This is a genomic window from Marinobacterium sp. MBR-111, assembly GCF_040547585.1.
In the GTDB taxonomy this organism is placed as follows: Bacteria; Pseudomonadota; Gammaproteobacteria; order Pseudomonadales; family Balneatricaceae; genus Marinobacterium; species Marinobacterium iners.
This window is the reverse complement of sequence record NZ_JBEPQA010000004.1, coordinates 197,811-214,423: the sequence shown is the minus strand read 5'-3', so window position 1 is coordinate 214,423 and position 16,613 is coordinate 197,811. Positions and strand designations below refer to the sequence as shown.

16 protein-coding genes are annotated in these 16,613 nt (G+C 53.8%); 6 read left to right on the top strand and 10 right to left on the bottom strand.

Features of this window, described 5'->3' with window-relative positions:
• Positions 1 to 170: 170 nt before the first annotated feature.
• From ABIE61_RS04705 to ABIE61_RS04675, 7 genes are all read right to left on the bottom strand, one after another.
• On the bottom strand, positions 171 to 587 hold the full coding sequence (locus ABIE61_RS04705; protein ID WP_354407210.1) for a hypothetical protein: 417 nt from the start codon (positions 585 to 587) through the stop codon (positions 171 to 173).
• A gap of 99 nt (positions 588 to 686) precedes the next feature.
• Positions 687 to 1,205: a hypothetical protein gene (locus ABIE61_RS04700; RefSeq protein WP_354407207.1), complete on the bottom strand. Its 519-nt coding sequence runs from the start codon at positions 1,203 to 1,205 to the stop codon at positions 687 to 689.
• A gap of 70 nt (positions 1,206 to 1,275) precedes the next feature.
• Positions 1,276 to 1,743 carry a J domain-containing protein gene (locus ABIE61_RS04695; RefSeq protein WP_354407206.1) on the bottom strand — a complete coding sequence of 156 codons (468 nt, stop codon included), beginning with the start codon at positions 1,741 to 1,743 and terminating at the stop codon, positions 1,276 to 1,278.
• Between the two features lie 454 nt (positions 1,744 to 2,197).
• On the bottom strand, positions 2,198 to 3,379 hold the full coding sequence (locus ABIE61_RS04690; protein WP_354407203.1) for a thiolase family protein: 1,182 nt from the start codon (positions 3,377 to 3,379) through the stop codon (positions 2,198 to 2,200).
• 57 nt (positions 3,380 to 3,436) lie between these two features.
• The gene (locus ABIE61_RS04685; RefSeq protein ID WP_354407201.1) at positions 3,437 to 4,588 is read right to left on the bottom strand and encodes an acyl-CoA dehydrogenase family protein; all 1,152 of its coding nucleotides are present in this window, start codon (positions 4,586 to 4,588) and stop codon (positions 3,437 to 3,439) included.
• Between the two features lie 14 nt (positions 4,589 to 4,602).
• Entirely contained in the window at positions 4,603 to 5,364 is a 762-nt protein-coding gene (locus ABIE61_RS04680; RefSeq protein WP_354407199.1) for an SDR family NAD(P)-dependent oxidoreductase, read from the bottom strand.
• Positions 5,365 to 5,499: 135 nt separating this feature from the next.
• A complete protein-coding gene (locus tag ABIE61_RS04675; protein WP_354407196.1) occupies positions 5,500 to 6,255 on the bottom strand; it encodes a FadR/GntR family transcriptional regulator in 756 nt (251 codons plus the stop codon).
• Positions 6,256 to 6,424: 169 nt separating this feature from the next.
• On the opposite strand from ABIE61_RS04675, the gene ABIE61_RS04670 reads away from it, so the two are divergent.
• Genes ABIE61_RS04670 through ABIE61_RS04650 form a run of 5 tightly spaced genes read left to right on the top strand, consistent with a single transcriptional unit; the run spans position 6,425 to position 12,364 of the window.
• Complete coding sequence (locus ABIE61_RS04670; RefSeq protein WP_354407194.1) at positions 6,425 to 7,381, top strand: TAXI family TRAP transporter solute-binding subunit; 957 nt, start codon at positions 6,425 to 6,427, stop codon at positions 7,379 to 7,381.
• A gap of 45 nt (positions 7,382 to 7,426) precedes the next feature.
• Entirely contained in the window at positions 7,427 to 9,487 is a 2,061-nt protein-coding gene (locus tag ABIE61_RS04665; protein WP_354407192.1) for a TRAP transporter permease, read from the top strand.
• 1 nt (position 9,488) lies between these two features.
• A complete protein-coding gene (locus ABIE61_RS04660) occupies positions 9,489 to 9,902 on the top strand; it encodes a DUF1850 domain-containing protein (RefSeq protein ID WP_354407190.1) in 414 nt (137 codons plus the stop codon).
• A 19-nt stretch (positions 9,903 to 9,921) separates the two neighbouring features.
• Positions 9,922 to 11,109 (top strand): acyl-CoA dehydrogenase, encoded by a 1,188-nt coding sequence (locus ABIE61_RS04655; protein WP_354407188.1) that lies wholly within the window; start codon positions 9,922 to 9,924, stop codon positions 11,107 to 11,109.
• A gap of 43 nt (positions 11,110 to 11,152) precedes the next feature.
• Positions 11,153 to 12,364 (top strand): CaiB/BaiF CoA transferase family protein, encoded by a 1,212-nt coding sequence (locus ABIE61_RS04650; RefSeq protein ID WP_354407185.1) that lies wholly within the window; start codon positions 11,153 to 11,155, stop codon positions 12,362 to 12,364.
• On the opposite strand, the gene ABIE61_RS04645 is transcribed toward ABIE61_RS04650, so the two are convergent.
• The 3 genes from ABIE61_RS04645 to ABIE61_RS04635 form a co-directional block, all read right to left on the bottom strand.
• Entirely contained in the window at positions 12,354 to 13,016 is a 663-nt protein-coding gene (locus ABIE61_RS04645; protein ID WP_354407183.1) for a class I SAM-dependent methyltransferase, read from the bottom strand. The genes ABIE61_RS04650 and ABIE61_RS04645 overlap by 11 nt on opposite strands.
• A 91-nt stretch (positions 13,017 to 13,107) precedes the next feature.
• Entirely contained in the window at positions 13,108 to 13,401 is a 294-nt protein-coding gene (locus ABIE61_RS04640; protein WP_354407180.1) for a hypothetical protein, read from the bottom strand.
• A 189-nt stretch (positions 13,402 to 13,590) separates the two neighbouring features.
• Entirely contained in the window at positions 13,591 to 15,759 is a 2,169-nt protein-coding gene (locus ABIE61_RS04635) for an esterase-like activity of phytase family protein (protein WP_354407178.1), read from the bottom strand.
• Between the two features lie 184 nt (positions 15,760 to 15,943).
• On the opposite strand from ABIE61_RS04635, the gene ABIE61_RS04630 reads away from it, so the two are divergent.
• Complete coding sequence (locus ABIE61_RS04630; RefSeq protein ID WP_354407176.1) at positions 15,944 to 16,603, top strand: DUF2057 domain-containing protein; 660 nt, start codon at positions 15,944 to 15,946, stop codon at positions 16,601 to 16,603.
• Positions 16,604 to 16,613: the final 10 nt, after the last annotated feature.

Genomic DNA, 16,613 nt, shown 5'->3' with positions numbered 1-16,613 from the left:
ACGCGCAACACTCGATACAGGTGGGTGGTTAGCCCTTACCTGACAGGGACTTTCACCCTGCAAGATGCATCAAGCTTCGCTTGACGCACTAACGCCCCTCACAGGGGCCAACACAAAAGCGCAGCGTTGTGGTGGTCCCAGCAACCAACGGGAGCGACTGCTGTGGTTTGTTATGCATTCATGATCTCAATGAACCATTTGGGCTGCATCTCATCAAAATCCGTCCGAATATTGGAAGGCAGGTAGCTTGCCGAATCCAAGACAAACTCTTGGTCTTTCAGACGTTTGAAAACAACCCAATGCCAGAAATTTTTGCCATTTTCCTGATGGTGCTTGATGGACAGTAGTGCCAGATCAGGCAAACTGCTCCATGATTCAAAAGGAATTTCATCAGGAGACGTCTCAACTCCGGCACTGGACAACATCTTCCTGACATACTGGGTATCGGACCAAAGCGATTTATCTTCGGCATAGATACCCATAGCATTCGCTACGGCCTTCATTTCCGAGTAGGTTTTACCCAGCACATTGGCCACCGATGCAATTCCGCAGCCTGTAGTTTCTTCCTGTATTACGGGCTTTAGCACCGTTTTCTCCTTATTGCATAACGCCAGTGTATGGGGCCGTAACGAAGCGCCAGCGTAGTGGAGGTCCCAGCCGCGACAGCGGCGAACATCACACTTTTGTTATGCGCTTTCGCCGTATATCCCCTCATGAATCATTTCCAACAATGCAGCTTTCTGACTTAGCTGTGAAAATATTGCCCAGATATATGCTTGGAATACATCTTGTGCTATGCCATCTTTTTTTCGATCTGCCATGGCCAGCTTGAACTCCTCAGCAATAGGCTGACTAGCATCTATGATTTGCTTATCTGTGATCTGAGGAGCCATGCTATGAGCACATTCGTTCCTCAGCTTAGATAAACGGCGAAGAGCATTTTCTTCCTTTTCATCGATGCCATTCATCGAATATGCGAGCTTCAGTTTATGAGAATAAGTGAATCTAGAATCATTAATAATAATATCAGGCTTTTTCAACAACACCTGTAATATACGTTCAATATACCATTCTGTTAGTGCGTGTAATCGTAACAATTGAGCCGCGCGGTCATTATTTTGATATATGACATTTACCAATATGAGGATTTCCTCTGCAACCTCATTTGATATTTCAGCCGACTCAGTCAAAACTTCTGCCTCCATTCACGCATAACGCCCACATTTGCGGCTGGTTTGGAGCGCAGCGGAAAACCAGTCCGACAACATGCGCTTGTTAGGCATTTTTGGAAAGATTATCGTAAGCTTCTTTAACCATTCTCATTAAAAAATCATTACCACCTTTATCTGCATGAACTTTTTGAGACAACGACTTGTAGCGTTTTCGCAATTCTTCCCGCGATGGCATTTCTTTAAATCCTAACACCTCTAATGGGTCTATATCATTGGGCTGGCTATTTATTCCAATTGAGCTTCTACCAAATCTCCCCCAGCGCCTTTCATTTTGTAATTCCTGGTATTTCTGTCTTAAGTCGTTTAATTCAAACTGAAGCCTAGCTATTTCAGATTTGGTGTTCTGCTTTGCTATTTCAATGGCACTTTTGGCGTTAAAAGCCTGCACACTCATAACTAAAGTAAAGCCTTGATCATAATAATGGCCTAGTTCCCAATACGTATTCTGATTTTCAATAACTGCCAGATACTCATCATCTCGCTGCAAGATAGTGAAATAATATAGCTGCATTCTGAGATTTCCTTTTAATGCCTAACAGCCCAATTATGAGGTCTTCTACCCCATAATAATTATTATCGGGTATACCTTTTAATCCTCAGCCAACCAGCTAACACCTTGATTTTCATAGCAGGCCCAAAGACAAAAAGGTATTCCCATGCATACCATCACGCGGATCGGGTTGCACGCACAACAGGCAAGGGAGCAAACACGGCTCAAGAAAGCGATCGATAGTGAGAGAGCTGCTGTAATCATCCCTGCCATCAACCCATCCCCTTTTCCCTGTCATTGCGGCCACCGACTTCCTGCTGGTGAATTTTTAGACTTTACCAATATGTAGCTCCAAAGCAACACCCAAAAAGACTAATACGGTGATACCTGAACACCACGCAAAAAAAGGCCACCCGAAGGTGGCCTACTCTCATTCAAGAGCCAAGGGCAGAGATGTAATCCAGGCAAATACTGATCAGAGCAGCTCGACTGCGACGGCTGTCGCTTCGCCACCACCGATACAGAGGGATGCAACCCCTTTCTTCAGGCCGCGCTGCTTAAGGGCGTTGAGCAGCGTGACAAGAATGCGTGAGCCGGAGGAGCCGATCGGGTGCCCCAGGGCGCAGGCGCCGCCGTAGACGTTGACCTTGTCGGCATCCAGACCCAGTTCGTTAATCGCCAGCAGGGAGACCACGGCGAAGGCTTCGTTGATCTCGTACAGATCTACCTCGTCCTTAGTCCAGCCCGCCTTGTCGAGCACCTTCTGGATGGCGCCGATCGGGGCGATGGTGAATTCGGCCGGCAGCTGGGCATGGGTGGAGTGCGCCAGGATACGCGCTACTGGTTTAAGGCCGCGCTTGTCGGCTTCGGCCTGAGTGGCCAGCACCAGGGCGGAACCGCCGTCGCTGATGGAGCTGGAGTTGGCCGCGGTCACAGTGCCGTCCTTCTTGAACGCCGGCTTCAGCTGCGGAATTTTGTCCGGACGGGCGTTGCCCGGCTGCTCGTCGGTGTCGACAACGGTGTCACCCGCACGGCCCTTGATGGTGACCGGTGCGATCTCGTCCTTGAACCAGCCGTTCTCGATGGCGGCCAGTGCCTTGGTGAGTGACCCGATGGCAAACTCATCCATCGCTTCGCGGGTGATGTTGTATTCATCAGCAGAGCGCTGGGCGAAAACGCCCATCAGGCCGCCTTCGTAGGCGTCTTCCAGCCCGTCGAAGAACATGGAGTCCAGCACCTGACCGTGGCCCATGCGCATGCCGGCACGGGCTTTGGGCAACATGTAGGGGGCCTGGCTCATGTTTTCCATGCCGCCGGCGATCATGATACTGGCGCTGCCCGCCTTGATCTGGTCGTGGGCCTGCATCACCGCTTTCATGCCGGAGCCACACATCTTGTTGATGGTGGTGGCACCGGCTGCATCCGGGATGCCGGCCTTGCGAGACGCCTGACGGGCCGGGGCCTGGCCCAGCGCACCGGGCAGAACACAGCCCATGATCACTTCATCAATATCGCTCGGCTGCAGGCCGGCACGTTCGATGGCCGCTTCGATGGCCACCGCACCCAGGTCCGGTGAACGCACGTCGCTCAAAGCGCCCATCATGCCGCCCATGGGGGTACGGGCCGCGCCCAGAATCACAATGCTGTTGTCTGACATCTTGTTACTCCTGTTATGTCGCTAATATTCCGATCCGTTACTCGGCTGACCGTTGCGTTACCGTCCAAGCACCGAGCGCGCGATGACTTCCTTCATCACCTCGGATGTGCCTCCGTAGATGCGCTGCACACGGGCGTCGATGAAGGCGCGTGAGATCGGGTATTCGGTGGTGTAGCCATAGCCGCCAAACAGCTGCAGACAGCCATCGGCCACGCGGCACTGCATCTCGGTGGCGGTGTACTTGGCCATGGACGCGGTGGCCGCATCCAGCTCGCCGCGGGAGTACGCGCTGATGCACTGATCAATGAACGCCTTGTTGACGCGGTAGTCGGTCTCCATCTCTGCGATGCGAAAGCGTGTGTTCTGCAGCTCTTTCAGCTTCTGGCCAAACAGGGTGCGCTCATCGGCATACTGGATGGTCATATCCAGCGCACCGCGGGCGGCGCCAACACCGATGGCTCCGATCACCAGACGTTCACGGGGCAGTTCCTGCATCAGATACATGAAGCCCTTGCCCTCTTCGCCCAGCAGGGCCGATTTGGGCACGCGAAGGTTTTCGAAGAACAGCTCCGAGGTATCGCCGCTGTGCTGACCGATCTTCTCCAGATTGCGGCCCTTGCCGTAGCCCGGCAGCGTGGTGTCCACCAGAAACAGGCTGACACCCTTGGCGCCGGCCGCCGGATCGGTCTTGGCAGCGACGATCACCATATCGGCGTGCTGACCGTTGGTGATGAAGGTTTTTGAGCCGTTGATCACATACTCGTCACCGTCCAGGACCGCCGTGGTGCGCAGCGCCGCCAGGTCGCTGCCGGCACCCGGCTCGGTCATGGCGATGGCGCCGACCACCTCACCGGACACCATGCCCGGCAGCCAGCGGTTTTTCTGCTCGTCATTGCCGATGTGGGCGATATAAGGGGCGACGATATCGGAGTGCACCATTACATTGGTGGCCAGGGCACCGTAGCCCAGTCGGGCCATTTCGGTGACCAGCATGACCGAATACTCAAAGGGCACACCACAACCGCCGTGGTCTTCGGGCGCGTCCACGCACAGCAAACCCGCTTCGCCCAACGTATTCCAGAGCGCCCGCGGCGTAATGCCCTCGCGTTCCCACTGTTCATAATGCGGCGCGACTTCACGTTCCAGTGCGCGCAGCACCATTTCACGGAAAAGGTCCAGCTCTTCGGTATCGATTACGGCTGCATTCATCACTCGATCCTCGCTTACTTCGGTGCCATGCGCAGCGCGCAGTCGAGACGAATGGTTTCGCCGTTGAGCAGCGGATTTTTCACGATCTGCTCTACCAGCATGCCGTATTCTTCAGGACGACCCAAACGTTGCGGGAACGGCAGGGTCGCGGCCAGGCTGTCCTGCACTTCCTGCGGGAAACCGGCCATCATCGGCGTCATGAAAATGCCGGGGGCGATGGTGTTAACACGAATACCGCTGCGCGCCAGCTCACGGGCCGCCTGCAGCGTCATGGCCACCACGCCGCCCTTGGATGCACTGTAGGCGACCTGCCCGATCTGGCCTTCGTAGGCGGCGATGGACGCGGTGGAGATGATCACGCCACGTTCACCATCGTCGTTCGCTTCACGGGTGGCCATTTCGGCGGCAGCCAGGCGCATGATATTGAAACTGCCCACCAGGTTGACCTGTATGACCTTGTTGAAGTCTTCCAGCGGCATCGGGCCTTCCTTGCCGACGATCTTGCCGGCTGGGGCGATACCGGCACAGTTGACGGCAATACCGCAGGGACCATGCGCTTCACGTGCTGCCGCAAACGCCGCTTCCGCGCTTTCGGCCGAGGACACGTCACAGCGGACAAAGATGCCACCCAGTTCTTCAGCGATCTGGCGACCGCGCTCTTCATTCAGGTCGAAAATCGCAACCTTGGCGCCAGCGGCCGCCAGTGCACGGGCCGAACCTTCACCCAGACCGGATGCACCACCGGTAACAACTGCGGGTACGTTTTTGAAATCCATAACACTCTCACCTTGGTTATTCGTGTGGCTGCCAACATGCGACAGCGCCTTATAAGGGAATAACCTTAGTGTGAATCAGGACCGTGACGGCCGCCATGACAATATTCGGCAGCAAATTTGGCAAAAATCGACAGCTCAGGCGAGGAAGTGCTTTTGCAGCTGCCCTTCCAGTTCGCGGTTGAAATGTTCAGCAGACTGCATGTGCTCTCTCATCAGCTCACGTGCGCGATCAGCATCGCGTTCACGGAAAGCATCCATCAGCTGCTTATGATAGTTCAGGTTGGCGCAGGAAAACTCCTGCTGCTCCGGTAGCTGTGCTTTTTTGAAGATAACCAGATCACGAATCATGTCGTTCAGGAAACGGCCAATGAACGCAAGCATGGCATTGTCACAACACCCTGCCAGCACAACGTGAAACTCCAGTTCAGCAATACGCTGTTGCATTCGCTCATCAAAATTACTTGCAGGTGTCTCGCAACAGGCAACCAGTGACTCCAGCCGAGCAAAATCCTCATCCTGCAGCCGTGGTGTCGCCAAAGCTGCTATCTCTGGCTCTACCAGAGTTCGCAAGGCATAAATTTCAGGCCCTGTCGGTTGGTCGAAGTGCAAAAAGTTACGCAACAACTGACTGGCTTTTTCATAGGGCACTCGCTCCAGCACCGCGCCGCCGTTGGGTCCTGTCTTGATTCTGACCAACCCTTGCACTTCCAGTGACTTGAGAGCCTCGCGCACCGTTCCTTTGGAGCATTCAAACTGCTCCATCAACTCGCGCTCATTGGGCAAACGGTCACCAGGCTGCTTGCCGTTAACAACAACCCACCGCTTTACGGATTCAACTATCTGATCAGCGCGCTTGATGCGTTGAGGGGATTCAAAGTCTTGTTTTTGCATGTTTTCGAATGCCTTTGGAGGGATGCCCATCCTGCCACAAACTTGATAATTTTTCGATCCTGGTTGTTTAATTATATTTATTAGTATAAATAGTATAGTTAAGACTTGGCCTGACAGCCGAGCTGCATGCTGGATCTGATATAAAAACAAACCAACAGAGACAACGACTATGCAAACCAAAGGATTGATACGAACTCTGGGCGCCGCAACTCTGACGGCAGCTCTTTCCATGTCTGCACAGGCATCCGACTACATCAATGTGCTTACCGGTGGTACGTCTGGCGTGTACTACCCAATGGGCGTTGCACTATCCAAGATATACAACGATGAAATAGAGGGGGCAAAGGCGTCCGTACAGTCCACCAAAGCCAGCGTGGAAAACCTAAACTTGATCCAAATTGGCCGAGGCGAACTGGGGTTTGCGCTGGGGGATTCTGTGAACTCCGCCTGGAATGGCGACAAGGAAGCAGGTTTTCCCAATAAGCTGGATAAGCTGCGTGGCTTGGCTGCCATATACCCCAACTACATTCAAATCGTGGCGAGCAAAGCCTCCGGGATTAAATCCCTGGCGGATTTGAAAGGCAAGCGAGTTTCGGTTGGCGCGCCCCGCTCTGGTACAGAACTGAATGCTCGCCGAGTATTTGGTGCAGCCGGCCTGAGCTACGACGACTTCAGTCGGGTGGAATACCTCCCCTTCGGCCAATCAGTGGAGTTGATCAAGAACCGTCAGATCGATGCAACACTGCAGTCGGCAGGGCTTGGGGTGGCATCTATCCGTGACCTGAGCACTGCGCTGGATATCACGATCGTTCCGGTTGGCGCTGATGTTGCGAAAGCGCTCAACAACCCGGCCTATATTTCTACCACTATTCCTGCCGGAACCTACGATGGCCAGGACGCCGATGTTTCCACCGTGGCAGTGGTTAACTTTCTGGTTACTTCCACAAACGTTGCAGATGACACTGCCTACAAGATGACTCGCGAGCTGTTTGATAACCGCGACCGCCTTGAAGCCGCTCATGCAGCGGGGCGCCAGATCAAGCTGGAAAATGCACTGAACGGCATGCCCATTCCTCTGCACCCCGGTGCCGAGCGGTATTACCGTGAAGTTGGTTTGATTAAGTAATAATGCCAGGGGCCTTTCGGGGCCCCATGACCTGCGGATATCAATATGACGGATGCAAGCACTCATCCGGTGCCGGATACGGCGCCGGAGGTCGAGACACGCGCAGCCATGCTCATTCGACCGCTTTACTGTATCGCCATTGCCTTCTCCCTGTTCCAGCTGTACACCGCTGTATTCACACCGCTGTCGAGTCTGGTGGTGCGATCTGTTCACGTGGGTTTCCTGATATTGCTTGCTCTGACGCTCTACCGAGCAAACGGGTCAGGTCAGAACAAGGTTCCATGGTATGACTGGGCTCTCGGTTTGACCGGGTTTGCGCTCGGTTTCTATCACTGGATTTTTGAAGCGGACATCATGTTGCGCTTCTTGCCGGAAACCCAGGACCTGATCGTGGGCACACTGATGGTTGCACTGGTGTTCGAGGGTGCTCGACGTTGTATGGGTATTGGTCTGGCAGTGGTCTGCGGTCTGTTCCTGCTCTGGGGATTGTTCGGCCAGTACCTGCCCGAACCATTGGGGCATCGAGGTTATGCGCCTGATCAGGTATTGCAGCAACTTTTCCTTGGCACCGAAGGAATTTTCGGCATTCCCACCTTCGTGTCATCGACCTATCTGTTCCTGTTTATTCTTTTCGGCAGTTTCCTGCAACAGGCCGGCATGGTTGGCCTGTTTAATGATTTGTCGTTAGGCACTGTCGGCCACACCAAAGGCGGCCCGGCCAAAGTCGCTGTGGTTTCTTCCGGCATCATGGGCACCATTTCCGGCTCAGGTATCGCCAATGTGGTAACGACCGGGTTGTTCACCATTCCACTCATGAAGCGCTTTGGCTATCGTCCCGCGTTTGCCGGTGCTGTTGAGGCAACCGCTTCCATGGGGGGACAGATCATGCCCCCTGTGATGGGTGCCGTTGCTTTCATCATGGCGGAAACCATTGGCGCCCCCTATGTAGATGTGGTCAAGGCTGCCGCCATTCCTGCTGTGCTCTACTTTGCGACCGTACTCTGGATGGTCCACCTGGAGGCCGGCCGCTGTAACCTGAAGGGCTTACCCAAAGCGGAATGCCCCCGGCCTTTGCTGGCACTGAAAGAGCGCTGGTATCTGCTCCTGCCATTGATGACGCTGGTCTGGTTGCTATTTGGCGGCTATACCCCTCTGTTTGCCGGTACTATTGGCCTGCTGCTTACGGTTGTGCTGATCCTCGGCAGTGCCTTATCCGGTCCGTTGCGCCAAACCTATATGAAGGTAGCCTTCTGGATTATGGTCGGTTTGGCATGCTCGGCATTCTTCAAGTACGGCGCCGGTGCCATCTTCGCCCTGATAGGGATACTTATCCTGCCGCAACTTATCCTCAAGGGAGGGCGCGACACTCTTAAACTCTGTCTCGACAGCCTTGCCCAAGGTGCTGTCAGTGCAACCGGCGTTGGTATTGCCTGTGCCGTAGTTGGTGTAATCATCGCGATCCTGACCCTGACAGGCCTGCCCATTACGATCGGCTCGGCTATCGTCGACATTGGTCAATCAAGCCTGTTTCTGAGCCTGGTGCTAACAATGCTGACCTGCATTGTGTTGGGCATGGGTATTCCGTCGATTCCCAATTACATCATTACCAGCTCTATTGCCGGGCCGGTGCTGGTTCAGCTCGGTGTACCGGTGATCGTAGCCCATATGTTCGTGTTCTATTTCGGAATCATGGCCAACCTTACGCCTCCGGTTGCACTCGCCGCCTTTGCCGCTGCACCCATCGCCAATGCCCCAGCCATGCGAATTTCGATGATCTGCCTGCGCATCGCCATTGCCGGTTTCCTGTTGCCATTCATGGCGGTATACGCCCCGGCGCTTATGCTCCAGGGTGACAGTCTTTGGATGAGCGCCTGGGTAACGTTCAAGGCTGTCTTTGCAATCGCACTTTGGGGCTCGGCTGCCATCGGTTATCTGTATGCGCCTCTAAACTGGCCTGAAAGACTCTGGGCCAGTGCTGCAGCAGGTTGCATGGTTGTAGCCATGCCGATTACGGACGAAATCGGACTTGCACTCGGGGCAGCCTTCCTGATCTGGCACTGGTACCAGGTTCGACGTGGAAACAGCCTTTCTACGGAGCCCGTTTGATATGAGCCTGCTGTGTATCGGGTTACTAGCCGCAGCAATAGAGGCTCGATGTATTGAGACCGATAGCTTCACCCTGCGGTGGCAGCACTCCGTAGAACATAGCGGCTGGTATGAACAATACCGCCTCAGTGACCAGCAATTTTTGCTGGTGGAATCAGCGGTGCAGCAAAGTGGTGCGGGCATGGAGCCCGCCCCTGATGCCCGCCTGATCGATGGCTGGTGGATCAGCCGCCCCGCTGCCTCCTTGAGCATACCTGAGCTGATTCTGCCGGACTCAGCATTCACAAGCCCTATGCAACTTTGCCTGCAGAGCGACTGCCAGCCCCTGCGCAGCTGGTTAACGGGTAATAAAGACTCAACAACTCCGGTGCGGCTGTTCGCCGGAACACAAACACCAGTAGAAAACGAGCACTAAATAAATCGGGAGTACACAGATGTCCAACTTTGCAAGCTTCAATTGGGATGATCCCTTGCTGCTGGAGCAGCAATTGACTGAAGAAGAGCGCCAGATCCGTGATGCGGCCCATGCCTACTGTCAGCAGTCGCTGCAGCCTCGTGTTCTCAGCGCTTACCGCGAGGAACGTTTTGATCGGGAGATCATGAAGGAGATGGGCGAAATGGGCCTTCTCGGACCAACCGTCGCCGAAGAGTACGGCGGCGCCGGTATCGGCCATGTCGCTTATGGACTCATCGCCCGTGAAGTTGAGCGTGTCGACTCTGGTTATCGTTCAGCCATGAGCGTTCAGTCATCGCTGGTTATGTATCCCATAGAAACCTACGGTTCCGAAGAGCAGAAACGCAAATACCTGCCCAAGCTCGCCAGTGGCGAATGGGTCGGTTGTTTCGGTCTGACCGAGCCAGACCACGGCTCTGACCCGGGCTCCATGATCACGCGCGCCAAAAAAGTAGATGGCGGCTACCGACTGACCGGCCAGAAAATGTGGATTACCAACAGTCCCATCGCAGACCTAGCCGTTGTGTGGGCCAAATCAGAAGCCCATGACGGCAAGATCAAAGGCTTTATCGTCGAGCGCGGCACCGAAGGATTCTCGACACCCAAAATTGAAGGCAAGCTAAGCCTGCGTGCCAGTATTACCGGTGAAATTGTGCTGGATGAAGCCTTCGTACCCGAAGAAAACCTTCTTCCCAATGCCAGTGGTCTGGCAGGCCCCTTTGGCTGCCTCAACAAGGCCCGCTTCGGTATCGCCTGGGGAGCCATGGGCGCCGCCGAGTACTGCTGGCACGCAGCACGCCAGTACACACTTGACCGCAAGCAGTTCAACCGACCGCTGGCCGCTAACCAGTTGGTCCAGTTGAAACTGGCCAACATGCAGACCGAAATTTCACTGGGCCTGCAGGGCGCATTGCAGATCGGTCGTTTAATGGATAGTGGCAATTGGGCACCAGAGATGGTCTCGCTGATCAAACGCAACAACTGCGGCAAAGCACTTGATGTGGCACGCATGTCTCGCGACATGCACGGAGGCAACGGGATTTCCGACGAGTTCGGCGTTATGCGCCATATGGTCAACCTGGAAACCGTCAACACCTACGAGGGCACCCACGATGTGCATGCACTGATTCTGGGTCGAGCCCAAACAGGTATTCAAGCATTCTTCTAACGCCTGGCGGCGGCTTCCGAGCCGCCTGCTTTGGAGGTGTATTATGGATAAACCCCTGGCAGGAATCAGAGTGCTGGACTTGTCCCGTATTCTGGCAGGCCCCTGGTGCAGCCAACACTTGGCTGACCTGGGTGCTGAAGTGATCAAGGTGGAACACCCTAAGCGTGGCGACGATACCCGCAGTTGGGGTCCACCCTATTTGAAAGATACCCGGGAAGCGGCCTACTTTTTAAGCGCCAATCGTGGCAAGGAATCGGTTGCCATCGACATTGCTCACCCCGAGGGCCAACAACTGATCCGGGAACTGGCCTCTCAGGTAGACGTGGTTCTTGAAAACTTCAAAGTAGGAGGACTTGCCCGCTACGGCCTTGATTACGGGAGTCTTAAAGCCGTCAGACCCGACCTGATTTACTGCTCTATTACAGGGTTTGGCCAGGATGGCCCCTATGCAGAGCGAGCAGGCTATGACTTCCTGCTTCAAGGCATGGGTGGTTTGATGAGTTTGACCGGACAACCCGAAAGCGTCCCCGGCAGCGAACCGGTCAAGGTCGGCGTAGCCATTACCGATCTGTTTACAGGCATGTACGCGGCTACAGCCATACTGTCCGCGCTGCTGCAGCGTGATAGAACCGGCGACGGAGCCTGGATTGATTTATCGTTACTGGATGTACAGGTCGGCGTTCTTGCCAACCAGGCAATGAACTACCTTACGACCGGAATTTCCCCGGAGCGGATGGGAAATGCACACCCCAATATTGTGCCTTACCAGGTGTTTCCCAGCGCCGATGGACACATCATTCTGGCCGTGGGCAATGACACGCAATTCCAGCGTTTCTGTGAGGTTGCCGGTATACCCGAGCTGGCTGATGATTCTGACTACGCTACCAATAATAGCCGTGTTGAAAACCGCGAGCAGCTCATTCCACAACTGAGTGCCTGCATCGCAAAACACCCTTCTGCCTTCTGGCTGGATGAGCTGGAAAAAGTTGGCGTACCCTGCGGCCCTATCAACAACCTGGCTCAGGTGTTCGCAGATCCTCAAATATGTCACAGAGGCATGCGCATTGAGCGCCAACACCCGGTAGCAGGGACAGTGCCATTGGTTAGTAACCCTATCCGTTTCAATGGACATGCTCTGAATGCCGAAACAGCCCCCCCGGCATTGGGTGAGCACACATTAGAAGTTCTGCAACGATTGCTGCCGAATCAAGACTCCAGGCTCGATCAGCTTAAGATTGAAGGTGTCATTCGCTAGGCAGTTTGACGAAGCAAACCACATCATTATGCGGATACTCGGGCACACTGCCCCAGCGCTCGCCCAGCCAGTTAAAACTTTCCTCGGCAAAAAAGGTGATATGGGTAGGGTCATTGCGGTAGTGCCAGCTGCGAAAGCGCTCGTCATCCAGCACCCGCTTGGTCTGCAGCACCAGCAGCCCGTTCGGAGTCAGCAATGACCAGAGCTGATCCAGAACGGTCAGGGGGTCGGCCAGGTGCTCGACCACTTCGGTACAGGTAATAAAATCGTACGATTGCTGCAGAGACGCCAAGTCAGGATGGTAATACTTGTCATACAGTGACATCTCATAGCCGGCTTCACGTGCCATCTCAACCAGAGCAGGCCCCGGGCCACAGCCAAAATCGAGCCCCTTGGCGGGTGGTGGCTGTTGCTGCCTGACCTGATCAAATGCGCGTGACAGAAAACGGCGATACCCGGGATCATCAACCGTATTTTCATGATCGTCATAAACAGCCTTTTCAGCCTGCTCAGACAACCTTTGCGCAGGTTCCAAATGCACCAGCTCACAGGTTCGACAACGGTAATAAAGTCGTTCTTTACACGACAGCGGGTAAAGGTCATCACTGCCGCACAAAGGGCAACACCCAGTGGGGTTTTCTGTCTGCAGCACGCGCCAGCTCCGCTCAAGTTAAAACAGGCGGATAATGTCATATGACTGACGTGCGCACCATATTCGAGCCCCCTGTTTGCTGACAGGACTGTCAGTGAAAGGCTTTGTGGCGACGATCCAGCTTGTGGTTGCTGAGAATAACATGCTTAAGCTTGTTCAGTTTTGCCAACCGATTCATGGCCAGCAATTCAATGACCCCTGCCGCCAGCATCATCTTGATCACAAACGATTGCTCCGCCAGCAAGGGGTGAAACTGGCCACCATTGCCGGTAAACAGAAGGTAGATGCCAAACCCGATGACCAGCGTGGCAGGCAATGTAATCAGGTTATATCTGCGGATGTGACGGTTAATGTCTTTAACTGAACTCTTGCTGTCGGTGCTCATGGTGAACCCTCCCGATAAGTTGATCACTAATTGATCAGAATCCATTGCGGGAACGATTGTAGCGCTAACCCAAACAGTGCTCTAGTGTCTCAAAAGTGCCGACATTTGCAGCAAAACGCTTGTATGTTGCGCGGTAACAACAAAAAGGGCCACCCGAAGGCAGCCCTTGAACACATGGCTTCATCCGGCTCAGAGAGTACCAAGCTTCAACCAGAGCGTTTCACCTGAACTGTCATCCACACCGTCGTTGTCCGTCACCACATAAGCTTTGCCACTGACATCGATTGCAAAGCCTTCAACCTTATCGGTGATATAGCCGTTAAGACTCTTCAGATCGGGTATCAGGTCACGTACGAGCGTTTTGGATACAACCGGCAGCGCCTCACCCAGTGGACGCGGCTTGAGAGCTGACAGTTCAATGCGATAGAGCCGCTTGATGGATGCTTTTTCACCGATCTGGTTGTCACGCTCAATCACGTAAAGACTGTCTTTATGAAGTTCCAGCTCTGACAGCCCTACCCAACCTTCGCTTACCTGCTCCAGTGGGTAATGTACGGCACCCCATTGACCGGTTTTCAGGTCATAGGCCAGCAGTTTCGCATGATGATCAGGGTCATCCCCCCACGGCCGCTGCATTGCAACCCAGAGCGTATCGCCTGCCAGGGCGATCCCTTCCGCACCGAAACGGCTTTGATGTTTGAGCAACTGTGAAGGCAGCTCAATGGTACGGGTGATTTCGCCCGCCGCATTCACATGATGGATCGCATGCGGAACTTCCTTGTCGACATTGCCTTCAGAGGCCAGCCAGAAGCCTCCTTTGCCGTCTGACGCAATCCCTTCGAGATCCAGCTTGCCGGCAGCCTTACCTTCGCGGGTGATATCGATCGCAGCGGTAATACGGGCGGGATGCTCAGTTGCATCTATACGGAATATACGAGGCTGCTTTTTGTAAAAACTGTCATTAACGGCATAGACAATACCAGGCTCTTTGTCATCTGCAGCCAACCCTGAAAGGGCTCCCCAGCCAATCGGATTTCCCGCTGTGTCGTTTACTGAAATCAGCTGAGGATAAGCGGCAGGTGCATCTGACCACTTGAACAGCATGACATGTGCACGCGCACCACCCTCTTCAACCAGATCCTTTTCGTTGGCACTGGCCAGCAGGCCACGTGAAGGGATCGCGATGGCTGACTCCGGTGCCATACCGGACGGCAACAACTGCACAAACTCAGGTTCTGCACCTGTATCTCGGTAGACTCCCATCACCGATCCGCGCTCAGACAATACGAAGATATAGGTGTCATCACCAAAACGGGCAACTTCAAGCCCTTCAGGTTCACTGCCCTTTTTGCCTGAACGCTTGTCCGGGTAGTGGCCGGCACGTACCACCTCATGCTCAAAGGCCGCTCCCGACTCGAACAGCAATTCTCCACTCTTGTGGAAAATACTGAACCCGCGCGCGCCACCCTGATAGTCGCCTTCATTGGCAATCACGAAACGCTCATTGTCCAGCCACTTGACCGCATCAGGCTCTCGCAGCACGCTTTTCAAACTGTCTGTAAAGGTCAGCGCACCATCCTTTTCGGTGTCGATGCCCTCAAGATCAACGCTGCCCGCTGAAAAGTGATTGATCACCTTGCCGCTGGCGCCGTCAACGATCACCAAGTGATTGTTTTCCTGCAGTGTCACCACAATCTCACCCTGAGCATTGAAGTCGACAAATTCCGGCTCAGGATCTGAAGGCGCGATGTCGGCCAGCCCTGTCATGTCAACACGCTTCATGCTGTTGCAGTCCAGCTGTCCGTCCTTGACCGACAGGATGACCAGGTCGCCTGCCGGCAACTGCGGTATCTGTCCATCATTCAGGTCCTCATCGCGCTCGTTCTCGATTGCGATGGCAACCAGCGACTTATCGGCTGAAACCGCCACTGAATCAGGCTGTCCACCCAGTTCGCACTGATTGATCACCTTCATCTGATCCGGTGAAACCAGCGCCACAAAACCGGAAGGTTTTACATAGTTTTCAGACGTGTTCACAGCGGTCACAACCAGATTACCCAATGCACTGACAGAGGTAGGCTCCCCCTCCAGTGCCAGGAAGCCTGCGGGCTTTGGCTGCTCCGCTTCACGAATATCGACAAACCCAAGGCCGCCACGGGGGCTGTCTGAGTAGACCAGCGTCTGCCCGTCGGCCGTTGCGGTGATGATTTCAGGCGAAGTTTCCTGAGTCCAGTTGTCGGCCGGCAAGTTCTGACTGACCGGAAAACTGGCTACCCGATTGAACTGTTCTGCATGCGCGCCGGAAGAAGCGGCGACAGCCAATGCAAGCAAAGAAAGACGAGAGGTTAACGACAGCATTTGAACGGTTTCCTTTGAAGGGGTTTGATTCAATACACTCAAAATCTTTTTAACCGTATACCAATATAACATTTAAAAAAGATTACAAAGCCAATAAAAAACCTTAATACAACCGAAACAGCAGCGTAACATTTGAAAAATAATATGCACCTCAACTTTCAGATACCGAGTTACAGGTACATACATGAAAAAAATACTCTTACCACTGCTGATATCCTGCTCAATCATGCCTTCCGTTGTGTTGGCGGATATCAAAATTGCTGCCGGATCAGGTGTAAATATTCTGGCAGTCAATGGTAAGGCCATTGATCAAGGCACACTATTTTCTGATTCCCCTGATATTACCGCAGAGAATGGCAGGTCTCAGATCGTTGCCGAGTACACTGCCGAAATAACGCAGTCAGCTGACGACTACATCCTTGAAAAGAGTGACACTTTTGTTATCAGCTTTACTGCCAACGACACCACTGTGAGTGTTCACGCGCCTGAAATATCCAATCGATATGGTCTTAAAGCATTTAATGAATCGGGCAACTGGCGTTTGCAAAATACTGATGGGAAATCCATTCCTTTTGATTTTGGCAAGTTGGAGAAAGAAGGTTTCCAGCTGGCACGTGACTATGAAAAAGAGCTCAAGGCCTTTAATAGTTCTTCCGCTGAAGCAGCCATGGCCTCTTTAAATACCGAAGCACACAATTTTAATAAAGGAACACCTGTTCAGTCGGTTTCAAGTGGCATTCATGCTGACCAGAAAATGGTCGGGCAAATGCTGCAGTTCTGGTATGAGCAGGCCAGTACGGAAACACGGAATAAATTCAAGAGCTGGATTAAATCCAGCCAGTAAACCTCACCCT